This window comes from Eubacterium sp. AF16-48, from assembly GCF_003479405.1.
Taxonomy (GTDB): Bacteria; Bacillota; Clostridia; order Lachnospirales; family Lachnospiraceae; genus Eubacterium_G; species Eubacterium_G segne.
The window spans coordinates 456,499-476,024 of sequence record NZ_QUHB01000001.1; the positions used below are offsets into that span (position 1 = coordinate 456,499).

General features: G+C 34.3%; 15 protein-coding genes. 1 reads left to right on the plus strand and 14 read right to left on the minus strand.

Features of this window, described 5'->3' with window-relative positions:
* Positions 1–311: 311 nt before the first annotated feature.
* From DWW68_RS02055 to aroD, 6 genes are all read right to left on the minus strand, one after another.
* Entirely contained in the window at positions 312–941 is a 630-nt protein-coding gene (locus tag DWW68_RS02055) for a single-stranded DNA-binding protein (RefSeq protein ID WP_021953184.1), read from the minus strand.
* A gap of 202 nt (positions 942–1,143) precedes the next feature.
* Positions 1,144–2,019: a hypothetical protein gene (locus tag DWW68_RS02060; RefSeq protein ID WP_118588689.1), complete on the minus strand. Its 876-nt coding sequence runs from the start codon at positions 2,017–2,019 to the stop codon at positions 1,144–1,146.
* 107 nt (positions 2,020–2,126) lie between these two features.
* Positions 2,127–3,098, minus strand: a complete 972-nt coding sequence (locus tag DWW68_RS02065; RefSeq protein ID WP_021953186.1) for an NAD(P)-dependent oxidoreductase — start codon at positions 3,096–3,098, stop codon at positions 2,127–2,129.
* A gap of 26 nt (positions 3,099–3,124) precedes the next feature.
* Positions 3,125–4,708 (minus strand): glycosyl hydrolase, encoded by a 1,584-nt coding sequence (locus DWW68_RS02070; RefSeq protein ID WP_158576785.1) that lies wholly within the window; start codon positions 4,706–4,708, stop codon positions 3,125–3,127.
* A 101-nt stretch (positions 4,709–4,809) separates the two neighbouring features.
* Entirely contained in the window at positions 4,810–5,367 is a 558-nt protein-coding gene (gene efp, locus DWW68_RS02075; RefSeq protein WP_021953188.1) for an elongation factor P, read from the minus strand.
* A 71-nt stretch (positions 5,368–5,438) separates the two neighbouring features.
* On the minus strand, positions 5,439–6,713 hold the full coding sequence (aroD, locus tag DWW68_RS02080; RefSeq protein ID WP_118588691.1) for a type I 3-dehydroquinate dehydratase: 1,275 nt from the start codon (positions 6,711–6,713) through the stop codon (positions 5,439–5,441).
* Positions 6,714–6,842: 129 nt separating this feature from the next.
* Here aroD and DWW68_RS02085 point away from each other — a divergent pair, with 129 nt between their 5' ends.
* Entirely contained in the window at positions 6,843–7,715 is an 873-nt protein-coding gene (locus tag DWW68_RS02085; RefSeq protein ID WP_186840370.1) for a shikimate dehydrogenase, read from the plus strand.
* Positions 7,716–7,862: 147 nt separating this feature from the next.
* Here the strand turns inward: DWW68_RS02085 and DWW68_RS02090 are convergent, their stop codons facing one another.
* From DWW68_RS02090 to DWW68_RS02130, 8 genes are all read right to left on the minus strand, one after another.
* Entirely contained in the window at positions 7,863–8,363 is a 501-nt protein-coding gene (locus DWW68_RS02090; protein WP_118588692.1) for a YqeG family HAD IIIA-type phosphatase, read from the minus strand.
* 35 nt (positions 8,364–8,398) lie between these two features.
* The gene (gene nrdR / locus DWW68_RS02095) at positions 8,399–8,848 is read right to left on the minus strand and encodes a transcriptional regulator NrdR (protein WP_021953192.1); all 450 of its coding nucleotides are present in this window, start codon (positions 8,846–8,848) and stop codon (positions 8,399–8,401) included.
* Positions 8,849–8,954: 106 nt separating this feature from the next.
* A complete protein-coding gene (locus DWW68_RS02100) occupies positions 8,955–9,218 on the minus strand; it encodes a YlmC/YmxH family sporulation protein (RefSeq protein WP_021953193.1) in 264 nt (87 codons plus the stop codon).
* 68 nt (positions 9,219–9,286) lie between these two features.
* Positions 9,287–10,063 (minus strand): RNA polymerase sporulation sigma factor SigG, encoded by a 777-nt coding sequence (gene sigG / locus DWW68_RS02105; RefSeq protein WP_118588693.1) that lies wholly within the window; start codon positions 10,061–10,063, stop codon positions 9,287–9,289.
* A gap of 75 nt (positions 10,064–10,138) precedes the next feature.
* Complete coding sequence (sigE, locus tag DWW68_RS02110; protein WP_118588694.1) at positions 10,139–10,876, minus strand: RNA polymerase sporulation sigma factor SigE; 738 nt, start codon at positions 10,874–10,876, stop codon at positions 10,139–10,141.
* Between the two features lie 10 nt (positions 10,877–10,886).
* Positions 10,887–11,705: a sigma-E processing peptidase SpoIIGA gene (locus tag DWW68_RS02115; protein ID WP_118588695.1), complete on the minus strand. Its 819-nt coding sequence runs from the start codon at positions 11,703–11,705 to the stop codon at positions 10,887–10,889.
* 1,139 nt (positions 11,706–12,844) lie between these two features.
* Positions 12,845–13,576 carry a hypothetical protein gene (locus DWW68_RS02125; protein ID WP_118588697.1) on the minus strand — a complete coding sequence of 244 codons (732 nt, stop codon included), beginning with the start codon at positions 13,574–13,576 and terminating at the stop codon, positions 12,845–12,847.
* Between the two features lie 23 nt (positions 13,577–13,599).
* On the minus strand, positions 13,600–19,509 hold the full coding sequence (locus DWW68_RS02130; RefSeq protein ID WP_118588698.1) for an RHS repeat-associated core domain-containing protein: 5,910 nt from the start codon (positions 19,507–19,509) through the stop codon (positions 13,600–13,602).
* Positions 19,510–19,526 lie beyond the last annotated feature (17 nt).

The following is a 19,526-nucleotide window of genomic DNA, read 5'->3' on the forward strand; positions in this document are numbered from 1 at the left end:
TCAGTTACCTGTATTGTAACATTTTTTATAAAGATAATCAATATAAAAATGTTTCAATTACGCACTTTTCACAAATAAAAATACTTTTATCCATTTCAAATGTGATTTTTTTCACATATTTTATTTATAACCACTACCATATATTGGTATAATTATCACAATTCAGTTTTTCATACCTTATATACATAAAATCATTTTTACATCTTTTCCTGAATATCTTATATTTTAACCGTCAGATTTTTTTCTTTTAATTCAAAAAAATATACTGTTGTGGATTGCTCCTTACCGGAACTAAACACAACAGTATATTTTTAATCATCAATATATTCTAACTTACTTACCGAAACTTCATAGGCTACATGCTTTTCAGTCTCTTCCTCACTAATCTTCTTTACATATTCCCTGCTCTGAACTCTTCCCCAGATTTGAATATGTCCTCCCACTTCAAAGTTAGATGCATATCTCGCATTTCTCCCCCATGCAATACAAGGTATATAATCTGACTTTCCATATGGGCGATTTACAGCAATAAGCAAATCAGCAATTTCCCTTCCTAATGGCGTTTTTCTGTAAATTGGTGCCTTACAGATATATCCATCCAAAAAGATTTGATTAGTTTTTCCTGACTCAAGATTCTCTTCTACCTCTTCCCATTCTCTTACGAATATGGAAAGAACCAGCTTGTTCTTTGTCCCCTCGTGCCTGTTATAGGATCTAAACTGACCTGAAACCTCTACCAGTCTGCCCTGGTAGTCTTCGTTAATATCTACCAGTCTCTCAGATACCATTAACGGAATTACATCTGTTAAATCACTTAGTCGGTCTACAGACACATCAACTATGTAAAATCCCTCTCCAAAAACTTCATGGCTAAATCTGAATTCTGATACGATTTCTCCTATAATACTCACTCTGTTGTTCTCAATAACTTTGTCAATCATTGTATTTCCCCCTTACCACACTTTGGTGTATTATTTTTTTATCAATATTATTATACACTATTTTTTCCTAAAAATGTAAAAAATCGTTCGACTTCTTCCGACTTATAATAGTCTTTATATCAAATGCCTAATTTTTTGGTATTATAACGTAAAAAGGACCGTCATGCAACGATCCTTTTCATATACTGTAAACAGTATTATATTATTTTTTAACCTTAACTGTTTTCTTTGCACTATATGCACCTGCAACACCTGATGATTTTGCAACTGCTGCTACCTGTACACTTACTTTCTTTCCAGCCTTAGCTTTAACTGTAACTGTTGTTTTTTTAGTTGTAGTTACCTTTCTTCCAACTTTCACTTTGTATTTTGAAGCTCCTGCAGCCTTTGCAAACTTAACGGTAACTTTGCCCTTCTTTGTTGACTTAACTGACTTAATCTTTGGCTGCTGAACTAATGTAAACTTAGATACAGTAATTAACGTTGATGATGAGTAATCTCCATTAGCATCAACTGCAAGTCCGTCTGCTGGTTCCTGCTTAAACTGTTTTCTAAATACCTGATATCTTGTAGTGGCATCTCCGTCTTCTGATACACCTTCTCTGTCACCGATATCTCCACCAAGTCCAAAATAAACTGAGTTTGCATTAGCTTTTGCCTTAAATGTCTTGTTTACCTTAACTGTCTTGTTAGCTGGAATCTTTACCCATGTTGAGTATGCTAATGTATCACCTGTAGCAACCTTAACATATGCAAACTTTGTGATATTTGTTGCCTTAATTGTAAATGAAAGTGTGTATGTCTGTCCCTTCTTTACATTAATGTTTTTAGCATTTCCGCTTTTAGCTCCATCAATGTAAACCTGAGCTCCCCAAACACCCATCCAGCCTACAGAATCAATAGCTGCTGTAAAGCCTGATGCCTTGTTTGATGTTAACTTTCCTTCTGCTCCTTCGTACCATCCTTCTGTAGCAACAAAGTAGCTGCCCCAAGTTGCTGCAAAACATGTAGTTCCCATAGCAATTACAAGTGTAAGTGCAAGAACTGATGCTGCAAATTTCTTTGCCAATCTTTTCATGATTGTTCCTCCTTTAAGATATAAAATTTTAATACAATTTGGGAAATATCCGCTCTCCCATATCAAAACGTATTAGATTTTGTGTTCTAACCGACGCCCCTTTTGTTTTATTCTATAACATTTATAGGGGTTCCTGCAAGCCATTTTTGCAAATTTTCTGAAACGATTTTAATAAGTCGCGTTCTTGTCTCCAACGGAGCCCATGCAGCATGAGGAGTGATTATAATGTTTTTGGCATTAAGTAACTGACAATTAGGCGCCATCGGTTCTTTTGATACCACATCTAATGCCGCTCCACATATAACATCATGGTTAAGGGCATAGACTAAATCATCCTCATCCACCACACCTCCACGGGATGTGTTAATGAACAAACTATCACGCTTCATTTTACAAAAGAATTCTTTGTTGCACATTTTTTCCGAATCCCTGTTTAATGGGCAGTGCATTGTAACAATGTCTGACTTCTTAAGAATTGTATCAACCTGTGCATATTCTGCAAATGACTCATTTTTTAGTATTGTGCCCTCATTTTTTAGTGCACTTCGACTGTAGGCAAGCACATTCATGCCAAAGGCATTTGCAATTTGAGCCACCTTCTTTCCAATAGAGCCATATCCTATTATGCCTATAGTTTTTCCACTTAATTCCTTCATTTCCATAAACGGGGAAAATTTGTCGGTTTTTATCCATCCGCCTTCTTGTACAAAATAATTATACCTTGAAATCTTGTTGTAAAAATGAAGAATAAATGCAAAAACATGTTGTGCCACCGCCTCTGTGGAATAGCTTCCTGCGTTACATACCGTTATTCCCTTTTTACGGGTGTACTCTAAATCCACGTTATTATATCCCGTTGCAAATAACCCAATATACTTAAGTTTAGTTGCTTTACACAGCGTCTTTTCAAATAATGGTGTCTTATTACATAATACAACATCTGCCTCACTTATCCGTTCAACTATCTGATTTTCCCCTGTGCTTCCATATATTTTAACATTTCCATATTGATCAAATGCTGAAAAATCTATATCATTATTTAAAGATAATGTTTCTGCATCTAATATTACTATGTTCAAAATTCAGCCTCCGTAAATAGTCTTTTTTATTTTTTTATACTTACTTTCTTAGCCTTAGACCAACTTCCGTATGTTTTTCCGTTAACTCCTCTTATTCTGAAGTAATATTTTTTCTTTTTAGTAAGTTTCTTCACTGTATAAGTAACTTTTTTAGTTGTAACTGTCTTAGTCTTATACTTCTTTGCTGTTCTAAACTTCTTATCTAAAGAATACTGTACCTGATATTTCTTTGCATTCTTAGCACTTTTCCATATTAACTTTACAGAAAGTTTCTTAACGTTAGTTGCTTTTTTTACTGAAACCTTTGCAGGTTTTGCCTTTTTTTTCGGCGCTGACGTCGTAGCAGGCTGTGTTGTTACATTTTTCTTTGTAGTAGGTTCCTGCGTAGTAGTTTCCTCTTTTTCCACATACTTATTAGTTATAACTGATAACTGATAGCCCTCAGGATTTCCCAAACTTGCGTACAACTCTCCTAACTGGGTAATTGCACCTGTTTCATAATCAAATAATGCTGAAGCTCCACTGTATGCTGCTCCGTCTATTTCATTGGCACTGTTAATATTATAAGGGAACCATGAATAACGTTCAACATATGGACGTTCTTCTAATCCTTCCACAATTTCCTTCATGAAATTCTCCACATTTTTTCTTGCCGTTGGATTCTGATAACTATTGTTAGTAAGTACCGGATGCTGTCCCCATACTGAAACCTCAGTCAGCCAGATTGGCCTGTTATATCTTTTATACAATTCATCAATTTTGTTAAGTAATACCTGAGCCTGTCCTTTTTCAGGAAAGGCTGTGTAAAAATGCATAGGTATTGCATCGCATCTTAAATTCTCGTCCTCATCTACCTTTTTAACAAATGCATCTAACCACTCTGTACTTGATGCTACAGCCGGAGCTACCGTTCTACGACCTGTAGCTGTAATGTCTTTCCACAGTTCTACAGCTTCATCCACCGTAAGATTAGACTGTTCAGGATGATCCGGCTCATTAAATCCAAGTATATATTTATCCTTTGATGTAATGTCAGGAATATGCTCCATTACATCCTTACCCCATATCATAGGTGCAACAGGAATTTCGCTAAAATTATCAACTACGGAATTAAACTGTGTTGGTGCCCAGTTATAATACCATGCGCAGTTCATATCACTTAATTTAACTGTTGAACTCATATCAGCACCAAGGGCAACACCTTTTTTGGAAACGTAAAAAGTTACTTCATCACTTTTAACCTCTGTTCCATCGTCCATTGTAGCTACAACATATGCCGTATGGGCAGATACCTGTGTAGTGTATACTTCACACTTTGCTTCCTTAGAAAGCCCTTTGGCATCAAATGTCATCACAGCCTTAGTTCCGTCAACTAAATCACATTCATTTTTCCCATCAAAATAAACCTGATAACCTGACGCATTTTCTAATGTTCCATCGAATTTTATATCAATGTAACCTGCTCCCACAAGTTTTCCCTGTACCGGAGCTGTTATGGCATTCTTCTGCCAATCACTTTTTTCATCTGCCTTTGTCAAATTAGTTGAACTGACAGATATTAACGACACCATCATTGCCATCGTTAATAAAATACTAATAATTCTTTTCACTTTCGTGTCCTCCTTCAAAAAATTATCTAAAGTCATTATAAAAAAACGAGACCATGAATGCAAGCACTCATTGGTCTCGTTTTTTTATTTAAGGTATCTTTTTATACTCTCTTTGAGTATTCACCTGTTCGTGTATCAATAACAATTGTTTCGCCCTGTTCAACAAATAAAGGAACATATACTGTAGCTCCTGTTTCAACTACTGCCGGCTTTGTAGCATTAGTAGCTGTATTTCCCTTGAAGCCAGGTTCTGTCTCTGTAATCTGTAATTCAACTGTAATAGGTGGTTCGATGGCAAATACATCGCCTTTGCATGAACAAATCTTTACTGTTTCATTTTCCTTTACAAATTTCAAAGAATCTCCAACTTTTTCTGAACCGATGGCAATCTGGTCATATGTTTCTCCATCCATGAAGTAATATAAATCACCATCATTGTATAAGTACTGCATATCCTTTCTGTCGATATGAGCATTTTCAAATTTTTCAGTTGGTCTGAATGTTGTTTCTACAACACCGCCACTCTTAATATCTTTTAACTTTGTTCTAACGAACGCTGCGCCTTTTCCCGGTTTTACATGCTGAAATTCGATAATCTGACAAATCTTTCCATCGTATTCAATTGTAATACCGTTCTTGAAATCGCCTGCTGTTACCATAATATTTCCTCCTAAAAGTTCGTCTGTGATTGCTCACGTTATTCCTATTATATGATATATCCTAATATATTTCAACCTTTTTCTTCCAGCTTACAAAGCATGTCGTAGCAGGTTAAAATTCTGTCGTTACTATCCACATTAACCTTTATATCCGCTACTGACTGATACCTTGGTTCTCTCTTCTCCATAAGACTTTTTACATGGCTAAGACTCATGTCATTGTTAAGTATCGGTCTGTGGGTATGATCCTTTACCCTGTCAAATATTGTTTCCGGTGTAGCTGTAAGAAGTACAATAGTTCCGCTGTTTTTTAGTATGTCCACATTTTCATCTTTTAACACGGCACCGCCGCCACAGGAAATTATCTGATTTTTGTTATTTGCAATTTCCCTAAGGCTTTCTGTTTCTAAGTTTCTGAAATATTCCTCACCGTATTTTTCAAAAATTTCACTTATGGACATTTTTGCCTTTTCTACTATATACGCATCCACGTCAATTTCCTTAAGTCCCGTTATTTTTGATAATGCAGAAGAAACCGTGGTCTTTCCTGTTCCCATAAATCCTATTATGGCTATGTTTCCCTGCAAAGGGCAATGTTTGTTTTCCTGTAAGAGCTTTCTCACAACCTTAATACCAGGCTGTCCCGGTGCTGAAGCACTTACTCCTGCTGCAAAGGTAACTGAAGTTTTTGTGATTTTAGGTATAACCCTTGTTACGGCTCCTAATTCACCCATAGACATTGTAATAATTGGTGCCTTTATTTTTTCATCTGTCTCCTTTGATGCTTCAATTAACACTTCGACGTCTTTTTTATCCCTTGGCATAACTGCTAATTTACAAACATCTGCCCCTGATTTTTCTATGGTGCTTAATATTTTCACCATTTCTTCCTTGTCCGGAGTTTTGTCAAAATGATGATTAGAACCTATAACATTCATTCCCTTTTCATGAAGGCTATTAATCAATTCATTAGCCTTATCATCCTTAAATACTTCCACGTCCACAAATTCTACATTAAATTCTTTGCCTTTTTCTGCAATAAATAAGCACAAATCACAATATTCATTCCAACCTATCTTTTTATTTCCACCTTCTGAATCTGTTCTTATTGTAAATATAACAGGAATATTTTCATTAACGTCTTTCATTTGTTTTAGGACATTCAGGTATCCTTCATTGTTATCGGTTTCAAAAAAATCTCCCCGCCACTCTATTATATCCGGTTCCATTTCTACGACACTTTTTAACTGCTGTAATACTTCTTCCGTAGTTTTTCCCATAACCGGAACACAAACTCTTGCCTGATTATTTGACAAAGTTATTTTCCCGAAATTCTTTTCCTTCATTTGTAACCTCCACGTTGACAATAAATAGAGTATAGTTTAGCCTTTAAATTTAGTCAATGCAAAGGTTTACATTTTTTCCCTGACACTTTATACTTAATAAGGATTTTATTTGAAAGGTGGAATTTTCATATGGGATGTATCAATGAAATTACAGGACATACAAGACTCACCGGACTTTTGGGAAGTCCCGTGGCACATAGCAAATCCCCTTTAATGCATAACGAAGCATTCAGACTTTTAAGACTTGACTATGTATATCTTTGTTTTGATGTTAAGGAAGATAACTTAAAAACAGCTTTTGAAGGATTAAAAAAATTAAATGTCGCAGGCTTTAACTGTACAATGCCTGACAAAACCGCAATCTGTGAGTTATTAGATGATTTATCTCCTGCTGCTAAAATGATTGGTGCCGTAAACACCGTTGTAAATGAAAATGGCAGATACATAGGTCATAACACTGACGGCATAGGTTACATGCAGTCAGTAAAGGATGCAGGTTTTGATATTAAGGGCGAAACCATGACTCTTCTTGGTGCCGGTGGTGCAGCATCTTCCATCTTTGTTCAGGCAGCATTAGATGGTGTTAAAAAAATCAACCTTTTCAGTATTAAGGACAGGTTCTGGGAAAAAGCAGAAAAAATGGTTGATATGGTTAATTCCAACACAGATTGTGATGCAAAGCTTATTGAGTTAGGCAATGACGATATATTAAACGAAGCTATCTCAAACAGTAAGATTTTAACCAATGCCACATCTGTTGGCATGGCACCAAATACTGATAATTGTATAGTGAAGGATTTTTCAATTTTTAATGAAAACCTTATTGTTTCAGATGTAATATATAATCCAATGGAAACTAAGCTTTTAAAAATTGCCAAAGAACATGGATGTCCTACCTTTAACGGCATATATATGCTGTTATATCAGGGAGCTGAAGCTTTTAAGTTATTTACGGGAAAAGATATGCCTGTGGAAGAGATTAAAAAGAAATATTTTTCATAACATCGAGTAGGCTGACTCCTACCCGATTTTAGCTAGCGGACATCTCAAAGCATAGCTTTTCGATGTTCTTACGCCCGGCAAATAATATTTCGTGCGAGCACGATATTGCTTGCCGGGCTTTTGCTACAAAAAAAGTGCGTAGGTTCATTACTTACGCACTTTTCTTTTCCATAACCAGAGAATTAATTTTTCCGGTATTCTTTTTAAAATAATCTGTATTTCCTCTTTTTTGTCAATTTGCTTTAACATTACAGTTTCTATACCTGTTCTGTTTGCCCCCCAGATATCCGTAAAAATCTGGTCGCCAATAAACAATGTGGATTCTTTATCAGTATTCATAAGCTCCATTGCCTTTTTATAGCTTTCCCTTGAAGGCTTATGAGCATCATATATGAATTTTGAATTAACTGCCTTTGCAAAAGGTTCAACTCTTAGTTTCTTATTATTTGAAATAAGACATGTATCTATTCCCATTCCATGTATTTTTTCAAAAACCTTAATTATATGTTCATCTGCCGGTGCTCCGTGAGGCACCAGTGTATTGTCTATGTCCGATACTATTCCACGAATACCTTTTTTGTAGTACATTTCAAAATCAATGTCATCAACGGAATCAAGGTATGTATCCGGGTATAATTTATTTAGCATTTAAATCTCCTTAGGGTTAAAATGTTAAAACTTAATTATTTAAGTAATTTTGCCAGTTCCTCCATAAATGTGTTTACATCCTTAAATTCACGATATACCGATGCAAAACGCACATATGCCACCTGGTCTAATTTCTTTAATCTGTCCATTACCAGTTCTCCGATAACCGCACTGGAAACTTCCTTCTGTTCCATGTTAAATACGGCATTTTCAACATCTTCCACTGCTGAAACAATCTGTTCATAGGAAACCGGTCTTTTATGGCATGACCTTAAAATTCCTGCCTCAATTTTGCTTCTGTCATAGGGTTCACGTATATTATCTTTTTTTATAACAATAAGTGGAATGGATTCTACCTTTTCGTACGTGGTAAATCTCTTCTTACATACTTCACACTGACGTCTTCTTCTAATGGCATTATTCTCTTCTGCCGGTCTTGAATCAATAACCTTTGTATTTTCTTCTCCACAATATGGACACTTCATAGTTGTTCCTCCGGTTCTTTTTTACCACATAATTATAGATAATATTCCCTGTAAGGTCAAGGGTTTAGAATCCAGGCTTTTCACTGATTATGAGTATTTATTACCTCTAAAACATCTTTATTTTATGTTTAACCTCCGCCTCATCTACCTTTACCAATATAATATCAGGTCCCACCTGGGTAATACACTTAAAAGGGATTACATACTCGTAATCACTACATACTAATCCACACCATTTACTTGGTCCCGGCACAATAATTGCCTCAATACATCCTGTGCAAATATCAAATGCTATATCATCTGCACATCCTAATATTTTGCAATTGCAACAGTTTATAACCTCTTTCCTTTTTAAATCCTCTATTCTCATTTAAAGCCTTTTTTATTATCTTATGCAGTATCCCTGTTTTGTCTATCAATTTGTAGCGGGACATTCTCTTATTTCATGTAATTTTTCATACTTTTTAATGCGTTTTTTTCCAATCTGCTTACCTGTGCCTGGGAAATGCCGATTTCATCTGCAATTTCCATCTGAGTTTTTCCGTTAAAAAAACGCATATCTATTATTTTTCTCTCCCTGTCTGACAAACCGTTTAAAGCCTCATTTAGTACAATGTTTTCCACCCATTTTTCTTCTTTATTCTTTTTGTCACTAATCTGATCCATTACATAAAGGGTGTCTCCCCCCTGGTCATAAACCGGGTCGTACAAAGAAACAGGACTTTGAATGGCATCAAGGGCATACAAAATTTCCTCCGGTGTTGCTCCAATGTGCTTTGCAATTTCCTCAATGGTAGGCTCAGTATTAGTTTCCTTTATTATGCTTTCCTTGCAATATATTGCCTTATAAGCAATGTCCTTTATGGAACGGCTTACCCTTATGGATGCATTATCCCTTAAAAATCTTTTAAGCTCCCCTGAAATCATTGGCACTGCATATGTGGAAAATTTAACATTTAAGGTATCGTCAAAATTATCCACAGCCTTAATCAGTCCGATACATCCGATTTGGAACAAATCGTCCACATTTTCACTGCTGTTGGAAAATCGCTGCAAAATACTAAGTACCAGTCGCAGATTTCCCTGAATAAATTCTTCCCTTGCCTCCATGTTGCCTTTTTTTATTTCCTGAAACAGTTCTTTTTTTCTTTTTTCACTTAAAAGCGGCAACTTAGATGTGTTTACACCACATATTTCAACTTTAAAAAGAGCCATAAAAATCCCCCTGCAAAATATCTTTCATAGATATAATTTGCCCAATTTATGGCTCCCTATTCTTAATTATTATATTTATTCAAATTTTACTATTTCCCTTTTTAACCTTTTAATTATTTTCTTTTCTAATCTTGAAATATATGACTGGGATATTCCAAGGCTGTCTGCCACCTCCTTTTGCGTCATTTCCTCCCCATCAACGTTGTTTAATCCGTAACGCATTTCCACAATTACCTTCTCTCTGGTATTTAGTTTTTCTATAGCCTTATATAAAAGCCTTTTCTCCACCTCATTTTCAATTCCTCTTGAAATAACATCTTCATCGGTTCCTAGTATATCGGAAAGTAATAATTCATTTCCGTCCCAATCCACATTCAGCGGTTCATCTATAGAAACCTCCAGCTTAGTTTTATTGTTTTTTCTTAAATACATTAATATTTCATTTTCAATACATCTTGACGCATATGTAGCCAGCTTTATGTTCTTAGTTGGATTAAAGGTGTTAATTCCCTTTATCAGTCCGATGGTTCCTATGGATATTAAATCCTCCACTCCCACACCTGTATTATCAAATTTCTTTGCAATATATACAACTAACCGCAAATTATGTTCAATAAGCTTAGAACGTGCCTCCATGTTTTCCTCTTCAATTAAGCTTTTTATACACTGATATTCCTCTTTGGCACTAAGAGGCGGTGGCAGCACTTCATTCCCTCCTATGTAATGCAAATTCCCCTCTTTTTTTATTATTATTCCACTAAAAAATGGCAGTTTATTAATATTTACAAAGGTTTTTATTGTTTCTAAAAGCATTGTATTCTCCTTATTTATTTAATATATCCGGGTTCAAAATCATTTCATACTTATTATTTTGGCTTAATTTTCCTTTATATATTCCTATTATTGCCTTTTCCGTGGTAATGTCATTGACTACAAGTTTATCTACCACAAAAGCTTTCATCAGTCCGTGGGATTTTCCAACAGTATTATAGGGTACAAAAATATATTTCATATTCTCCATATCGGCTTCTGCTAGTTTATCCTCCTCAATAATTGATACCGGCTTTTTTGTGACAGGTTCTATAAGGCTGTTTCCCGTGTCCCGCAATGCTATCGCCGAGATTTTAGTGTCATTAATAAACAGGTAAGCCGTATAAATATTCCCTACTCTTTTTATATAGTTCAAAATTTTTTTCCTTCCATACTTCACAATAACGCATACCATTATTCCCACAAGCAATATAATAAAAATATTTGTTTTTCCATAATATGTATTTTGAGCTCCCTGCACTATATTTTTATTTTCCAAATTAAAATACAGAAGGTTAAGAAGTCCGTTAAGTAGAAATGTTATGGAATATAAAATTGCAATATTTCTTAAATTAGCCTTTAAATTGTCCCCACCAAATGCAATTACAATAAGAACTTCTGCCATAATCATATATGTTAAAAAGTATGTTATCCCCCCTTCCAACTTTAACATTAATACAATTGTTGCATATATTCCTCCGATTATGGCAGAAATAACGGTTCTTGCAATATGTTTCTTTGTTTTAATTATTATTCCTAATATAAGCAAAACTAAGAAATCCATTAGGAAATTAAATCCAAAATAAACATCTAAGTATATAGTTTGTGTCATCTTTGTCCCCTTTTAAGTTAATTATACCCATATGTTTTTTAAAAGTCTGTCGAAGTGTGCACCGGTTGAAAATTTAATCATATATATATTCCATTGGTTAAGCTTTTTTCTTAAATACATGCCTATAAATAAAACACATAGTCACCTGTGCAAGTTAATATGTATTAAGCACAAAAAAGGACACCCGATACATTACACTCGTTAATGTACCGGATGCCCCGATTCAAATACCTTTTCCTCTAAAATATTATCAAATAAAACTACTTAATAAACTACCTCTCCCTCCAAACTGGGGATAAATCCGTTTCTCTTCAAATGACTTCCTTGTCATTCTCCCACTTCTACTATCATTCTATTCACTTCTTCGTATTCTTTATCCGTAAGACCTTCCTACATCCTAATTACTTATATGCCTTCTTTAAAATATTTATTTTAATGTTCCAGGCTTCCCATCCGTAGCATCTTACCTTTTGTTATCAGCTGTTTCCGATACAACCTTTAACTTCTACGAAGCACTCTCTAAATTTATATGACAATATTTTTAGAAGATTTTCTGTATTTAGTTTTCTTGTTTGTAGTTATAATTTACTATATTTTTTTGATTTTGTAAAGTATTTTTGTGCATTTTATTCAATTTTTGTCGATTTCGACAATACAGAATAGTTTTAAACAATTTTATGAAACGTTTTTTTGTCGTTTTGCACAGAAAAAAATATATGCCAAATGTATTTAATTTACTTTGATTTACTTTTCCATTCCCGATACTTTTTTCTCAACATCCCCACAACATAAATAATTAATGTCGTAACTATTATAATAAAAAATAATATCCTTGTTTCCTTGTCGTACTCCAAACTCAATATAGATAAATACACGGTTATCCAATGATTAACCTCCGGATCTGGATGAACTACATATGAAGTACCAAAAAATGCACCTATAATTAAATGTACTCCAAATAAAATAATCATAAATTGCAGTACACCTGTTTTTTTGACTTTTTTTGCGATAATAACAGCTAGTACAACTGCTATTATTATTGCAACACAAAACATGGGAGTTTTTTGTTGGCCTCCTCACCGTTTCCACTCACGTTGTTCTCCCCAACATAGCTTTAGAGTAATCAGAGCACCTTTCTTTTATATATCATTCCGTTTATTCTCTATCCATGTATGTAACCCACATCCGACGCCCAATAAAACCAGAAGAAGTAGGCCAATAGTAAATACTTCTATGCCATATTCCACACCCAACAGTGGCAAAAAGAAATCCTGCCACGAACCAATGTAACCATATACCCAATCCGGACCCGATAATAATCCGCACAAAGCCATTACCGCACTAACGAAAATATAATACATATGAATAATATTTCTATCTCTCTGTGTTCTCTCCATTCTTACTGTCATTATCACTGCAAAAACACATGAAATAATAAGAGACATATTCATTGCTGAATAATGATTTTCTTCATAAAGGAGTATATCTCTTCCCATAAGCATATCTACATAATAATCAATTCTAAAAAGATACAATATCATATATGTACACATATATGCACACTGCATATAAAACATATACGCCACAACCAGTATATGCTTTCTTCCAAGAATATTATTTATAAGCAACACAATTATAATTCCTATCACGCCACCTATTTTCATTCCTGTTAAAGATTTTCCCATAAAATATCCCAACATACTTCCTGCCCAAGCTCCATAGTAAGCTGAAATGCAATTGGATATAATCACTTTGCACTTTGTAAATATTGATAATAGCAGCAAAATACATCCCATAATCATAAGGACTATATGAAGTAATTTTATATATTCGGTTTCAAAATATAATTCATTAAGTATTTGTACGTTCATTTTCTATTTTTCTCCTATTTTTACTACTTTCCGTATGAAACCGGTAAAGTTCCCGTTGGATAATTTAATGATGGTGTAATCGATGCTTTTGAGTGTCTCCCAAACGCATAATAAATAAAATTTGTAATACGTAGATTGTATTTATGATTAATATTACTATAATCAGTTTTACATGCATATGCATTTGTAATACCTCCGATTCGCTTCTGCCACTGTTTTGCAAAACTCTTACCATTTTCATCCGTTGCTGCTGTTTGACAAGAATAAAAAGTTGACACAGGCTTTGAAAAAGATTGTTTTTTTATGTATCCTATGTCAGAACGATATAGCTTAAACCTAACATCATTACCATTTTTACCATTGTACCCGAAATCCAGATATCCCACAAATCCATGCGAATACACTGTAAAATTTGTTATCTTTTGTTTCTCATATGTTTTTTGATTCAGACGCAGAATTAATTCCGATTTTGATTTAAAGAATCTCACTTTTAAATCAACCATATTGCCTGACTTTTTAGCCACTCTTCTTATTTCATTCTTATCCCCTTTAGTCCATCCATTATCTGCTACATACCAGTTAATTTTTTGACTTTGATGTTCATATATTTCTTTCAATGCCGGTTCAATGAATTCATAATAGTATTTATTATCATCCTTCTTTTTTTTTGAATAAACGCCTCCTGATACGATTACCCTTCCATGTCCACTTGGATCTGCATACTTTATCGGATTTTCTGCACAATATCCATACAGATTCCATGTTGCAGACTCTGTATCTTCTCCCCTGTATGTATCCTGACTTAGAAAAACACCATCATCCGGATTATAGTACCTTGCATTTAGATAATATAGTCCCGTTTCTCCATCATATACACAACCAGTATAACATATCTCATTATAAAAGTACGCATTTCCCTGTTTTTCAGTTTCACCGAAATCACTGTACTCATAGGATGTTACATATATCCCCTCATCATCTGTGATTACGGATGTACTTCCCTGTATATCTTTGGAATAAAAATACACTTTTTGCCCATCATCATACCTTACACTTGCAATGGTATTTCCTTCTGGTCCTATGATATTCTGGCTGGTCTTGTTTCCTTCTCCGTCCGTTGTATATAAAAGTACATTTCCCTCATAGAAATAACAGGTCTTGATTCCGTTTACATTCTTTGATATTCTCTGTCCATCACCATTATACTCATTCTCCTGTATGGTTACAGTCTTTTCTTCTTTAGTTATGGCTACGGCTGTGAGTTGACCTTCCACATTGTAAACATTTTCTGTTATGGTATTATTTATTTCATCTGTTATCTTTATCCTATTTCCATTCTGATCATACTCATAAAATGTAGTATAGGACTTTCCATCAGTTGTTTCTACTGATTTTATCATCTGGTCTAAATCATTATAAATATATACGGTAGAAATAATCTTTTCCTGTACAGTTGCCACTTGTTCTATATCTGTGCCTGATACATTTTTTGATGTATCGGCTACCACAGTTACAATATTTGACTCTTTTTCAGTCTTCTTTATCCTGTTTCCCACACTATCATATTCATATAAAAAAATCTTTTCTTCATATGTAAGATTATTCTTGGTTTTTGTTTTTACCAAACGATCCATACTATCATATTCATATGATTTTGTTTCATCTTTCTTGTTTTCATCATACATCATTTTTTTATGACTACTTATAATATTCGAGTTCTTGTCATATGTGTACTCATATTGTTCCAAAATTCTATCAATGTTTGAACTATTATAGTATTTCATAGACAAAACCCTGTCGTATGCATCATATATATAATCTCTTTTTATGTAACCAGCCCTTCCTTCTAAGAAACCATAAAAATCTTTTATGTTCTTTGTCTTTCCGTCATTGTAATATTCATATGCTCTTATCACTACAGATGTATTATCTTTTAAAATACCATCTATCTCCGTTATCCACTTATCTTTATTATATTTAAATGTTATTCCCTTTAATTCATCTGATGAATTATCCGGATACTCTATTTTTGTCACATAATCATCAACATTGTAAGTATATTTTGTCATATACTTTTCTTTCTCTTCCTGTGAAGGCTCATTTTTAGAATTGATTTCCGATATTCCTGCCATTCTCCCGAATTGATCATATGTATAGCAGGTGTATCTGTAAGGTGTCTCCACGCTTTCAATTATCCTACTGTCCTTCCTGCATATCAGCCTATCTTCCTCGTCATACATATATAATGTACTTCTAACAGCTTGATTTTTATTATTATATGATACACTCGTTTGAAGAATATCATACTCATCATATGTATACTTTTTGTATCCTCCATCCGTATATTTTACTTTCGATATGTTACCACCTGTGTCGTATTCATATGATGTAACCATATTTCCGTTATTGCTTTCATCTGTTATTGACAACGTCTTTCCTTCGCCATTTGTCTCTACTCTGGACTTTCTTCCAAGAGCATCTGTTGTAATCGTTGAAACAGATTTTAATTCTCCATCATCATTGACATTTTCATCATCATATTCATATACGTTAAAAGATTCATTATTTAAATCCACTTTAATCAGTCTTCCCTGTTCATCATAATCATAAGTCGTGGCATATCCTTTTGCATTTACTGCCTTTACAAGCATTCCCATACTATTATATACATTTGAAGTCACAATTGAATCTTCTCCAACCCTATAATATCCATCAACATATTCCGGATTTATTATAGTATCCGTAAGATTTCCCTTTTCATCATATACGCTAACCGACAACTTGCACTCTGTAATATTTTGAATAGAATCTTCACTGCTTCCACCTGTATATGTTGTAAACACCTGTCCCTGCTTATCATATGTATAATCAACATATACTCCACCACTTAATTCTCTTACTGTCTGACCTATATTATTCGTATATGTCTTTCCTATAACTTCTCCACTTGTGTTTCTAACGGTACTTACTCTAGCATTTTTCACAGTCTGACTTTCTCCACCACTATGAATTATCACATCCTCGTAAGAGTATTCTATTTTTGTAGTTTTAAACTCCTCCCCAACTGTAAGTGTAGTTTTAACGACTCTTCCCATTCCATCATATTCATACGTTGTTACCCTTCCAACTTCGTCTTTTGATGACTTTATCTTTCCGTTCTTATCAAAGACACTTTCTGTTGTTTTTCTTTTATTACCTGATGTCTCAATTGTCTTTATTGTCCTTCCAAACTCATCATGTATATATTCCAAACTTATTTCTTTTTCATCAATAGAACCATCCTCACTTCCCAGGTCATTGTAGTCAGTTTTTATACTTTCGTACTCTGTATCTGTTAATGATACCTCTGTCAGCTCATTTCCATCCTCATCATATGTTTCTGTTCTTGATGCTACTAACATACTATTTTCCAGTTCACCACTATCCTGTGCAACATCCAAAGAAATGCCATTAATGTTCACTTTTTCAACCAGCACTTCCTGACTTTCCGTAATATTTCCATACTCATCATACTTATATGTACATACTGTATTCGTCGTATAATCAACGACCTTTACTATATTTCCTTTAACATCATACACGTATGCTTTCTTTGATATTTCTTTTCCATCTGAACTCTCTACTTTTATCTCCGTAGGCAATTTCTGCAGATTCTCCCTATCATTCTCGTACCTATACCTTGTTATATTTCCTTCACCATCCGTCTGCATTGTGACATTTCCATTATCATCATACTCTGTAACATCTGACGTTATCACTGACACTGGCGTTACAATTCCATCAATTATTTTATAATAAGAGATCACATTTTTCGTAGTTTTCAACAATTCTCCCCTGTAATCATATTTGCTCTCATTTCCTATAGCATCAACATATTTAATCTTCTTTCCATGGACATCAAATGCATAACTTTCATCATACAGTTTATTGCCATCTGCGGTATATTTGCTTACAGTCGTGTTATCATCTGTGATATGTAATGAAATATATTCATTATCTGGATAAGTTACTTTTACAGCCTTGCTTTCGCTGTAATCCATATGATACTCATTTCTCATAGCATCAGTTATGGTATTAAGCCTTCCATTGCCGTCATATCCGTATTTATACTCTATCTTGCCTCCTTTGTTTCCTACATGAATAGCTTTTGTCATAATACCATTTTCATAAATATATTCATAATAACTTCCGTCACTGATGGAAATTCTATTAATATATCTCTTTCCATCTGAATCCTTTTCCCCATAAGAAAATTCTGCCCTACTGTTACTGCTTGTAACCACTGCCTGAATCTGTCCGTCGTTGCCTGCACGTTCCATATATAAAAATGTTCCGTTTTCTTCCTCAATTAAAACCAAAGAACCGTATTCGTCAAAATAATACTTATCATTTTCCTTATTTGTCAGTACATAGCTACTATCAAAAACCAATGTTTCTTCCTTTTTGTTTTCTTCCGCTTCTCCCTTAATAATCCTTTCAGCTGTTTCTTTCTTTTTAATGATTTTCAACTCCGAATTATCTTCACACTCATATTCTCCGTCATTATTATCATCTGTAAATTCGTATACTGCACCAGTACCACTTCTGTAATACATTTTATCTGACACCTCGCTAATGCATGCATCATAAATACAACTCCATCCCCTTCCAAAATCCGTCACTTCTAGTGAACCTGAATTGTACGTTCTGCTGATTTCTATCGGAAGCTGTGGTGCTGGAAGCATTATATCGCTCTGCTCATATACCAAATTTCCTCTGGATAGTTCTATACTTCCATTTCCATTCGGTGTAGAGAATCCTTCATATTCATATATACCTTTGATACCGCATCTGTTGCTTATCTCATTATTTGTCAGTGTTGTTGATGATATCTCATCTGAGAAATCACTGTACTTCTTTTCACCATCCACGGTCACTGCCCTTACTTTATAATAATATGTAACCCCTTTTTCGCCGGATACTACGGTTCCCTTATGGGATACCCCTGATTTCACCAATGCGGTACTATCCGGTACGAACAATGGTGTTGTTCCCCTATATATTTCAAATGCAATGTCCTCAGGATATTCTCCTGACTCATTGTCAAATCTGATTATCGTATTACCACCGATTTTTTCTTTTGCTGATACATTAATCGGCTTATATTTATCTACCTCTGACACAGTATCTTTATAATAATACGTCTTTGAAATCTCCTCTGATACATGCCCCGCCCTATCAATTGCTCTTACCTGTAACTCATAAGTACCTTTTTCTGTGAAATCAGATGCTTCTAACTGTGCCTCTCCTTCACTCCAAATACCAAGCGTCCTATATTCTCCATCATTAATTCTTACCTGCACTTCTTTTAAGCAGTCATCTTCAAACCTTTCCCAATGTATAACAGGAAGCACATTTCTATAACTAAACATGCTTGTTTTAGGTGTTACGGTAATTGTTCCTGTTTTAGGAATATCCGTATCCAAATAGTAATATATTGCATTTATTGTTGCATAATTTTCTGCCTTATCCGTGGCTGACAAAAATATTGCATTTAATCCACTATTTAATACACCTTTATTAACAGTTACAGTCCCCTTTGCACTACTTCCGTCGTATACTGTCTTCTGCTCTCCTTCATCATTTTTTATTGTAATTTTCACATTTTTAAGAGTGTTTTCGCTGACATCAAATGTGATTTTCGGTTCCTCATTGTCACTGTGGATTTCTTCGGATGTATCAGGTGAAATTTTGAAATTATTTATTACAGGTTTTGTTCTGTCATAATAATATGTAAACTTCTTTTCTGCACTTATATTGCCTGCTCTGTCTATCGCTCTTACAGATATTGTATTAATCTTTTCTGATTCTAAATCACTAATTGTGGCATTGCCAGTATTTGTACCTGCTAATGCCGTATAGTTTCCATTATTAACCTTTACCTGAATTGACAAAAGATTCTTTTCAGTAA

Excerpts from the sequence above, each read along its gene's own strand:
- DWW68_RS02055 (WP_021953184.1), bottom strand. The coding sequence starts at position 941 with ATGATTGACAAAGTTATTGAGAACAACAGAGTGAGTATTATAGGAGAA.
- DWW68_RS02060 (WP_118588689.1), bottom strand. The coding sequence starts at position 2,019 with ATGAAAAGATTGGCAAAGAAATTTGCAGCATCAGTTCTTGCACTTACA.
- efp (WP_021953188.1), bottom strand. The coding sequence starts at position 5,367 with ATGGTAACAGCAGGCGATTTCAAGAACGGTATTACAATTGAATACGAT.
- aroD (WP_118588691.1), bottom strand. The coding sequence starts at position 6,713 with ATGAAGGAAAAGAATTTCGGGAAAATAACTTTGTCAAATAATCAGGCA.
- DWW68_RS02085 (WP_186840370.1), top strand. The coding sequence starts at position 6,843 with ATGGGATGTATCAATGAAATTACAGGACATACAAGACTCACCGGACTT.
- DWW68_RS02090 (WP_118588692.1), bottom strand. The coding sequence starts at position 8,363 with ATGCTAAATAAATTATACCCGGATACATACCTTGATTCCGTTGATGAC.
- nrdR (WP_021953192.1), bottom strand. The coding sequence starts at position 8,848 with ATGAAGTGTCCATATTGTGGAGAAGAAAATACAAAGGTTATTGATTCA.
- DWW68_RS02100 (WP_021953193.1), bottom strand. The coding sequence starts at position 9,218 with ATGAGAATAGAGGATTTAAAAAGGAAAGAGGTTATAAACTGTTGCAAT.
- sigG (WP_118588693.1), bottom strand. The coding sequence starts at position 10,063 with ATGGCTCTTTTTAAAGTTGAAATATGTGGTGTAAACACATCTAAGTTG.
- sigE (WP_118588694.1), bottom strand. The coding sequence starts at position 10,876 with ATGCTTTTAGAAACAATAAAAACCTTTGTAAATATTAATAAACTGCCA.
- DWW68_RS02115 (WP_118588695.1), bottom strand. The coding sequence starts at position 11,705 with ATGACACAAACTATATACTTAGATGTTTATTTTGGATTTAATTTCCTA.
- DWW68_RS02125 (WP_118588697.1), bottom strand. The coding sequence starts at position 13,576 with ATGAACGTACAAATACTTAATGAATTATATTTTGAAACCGAATATATA.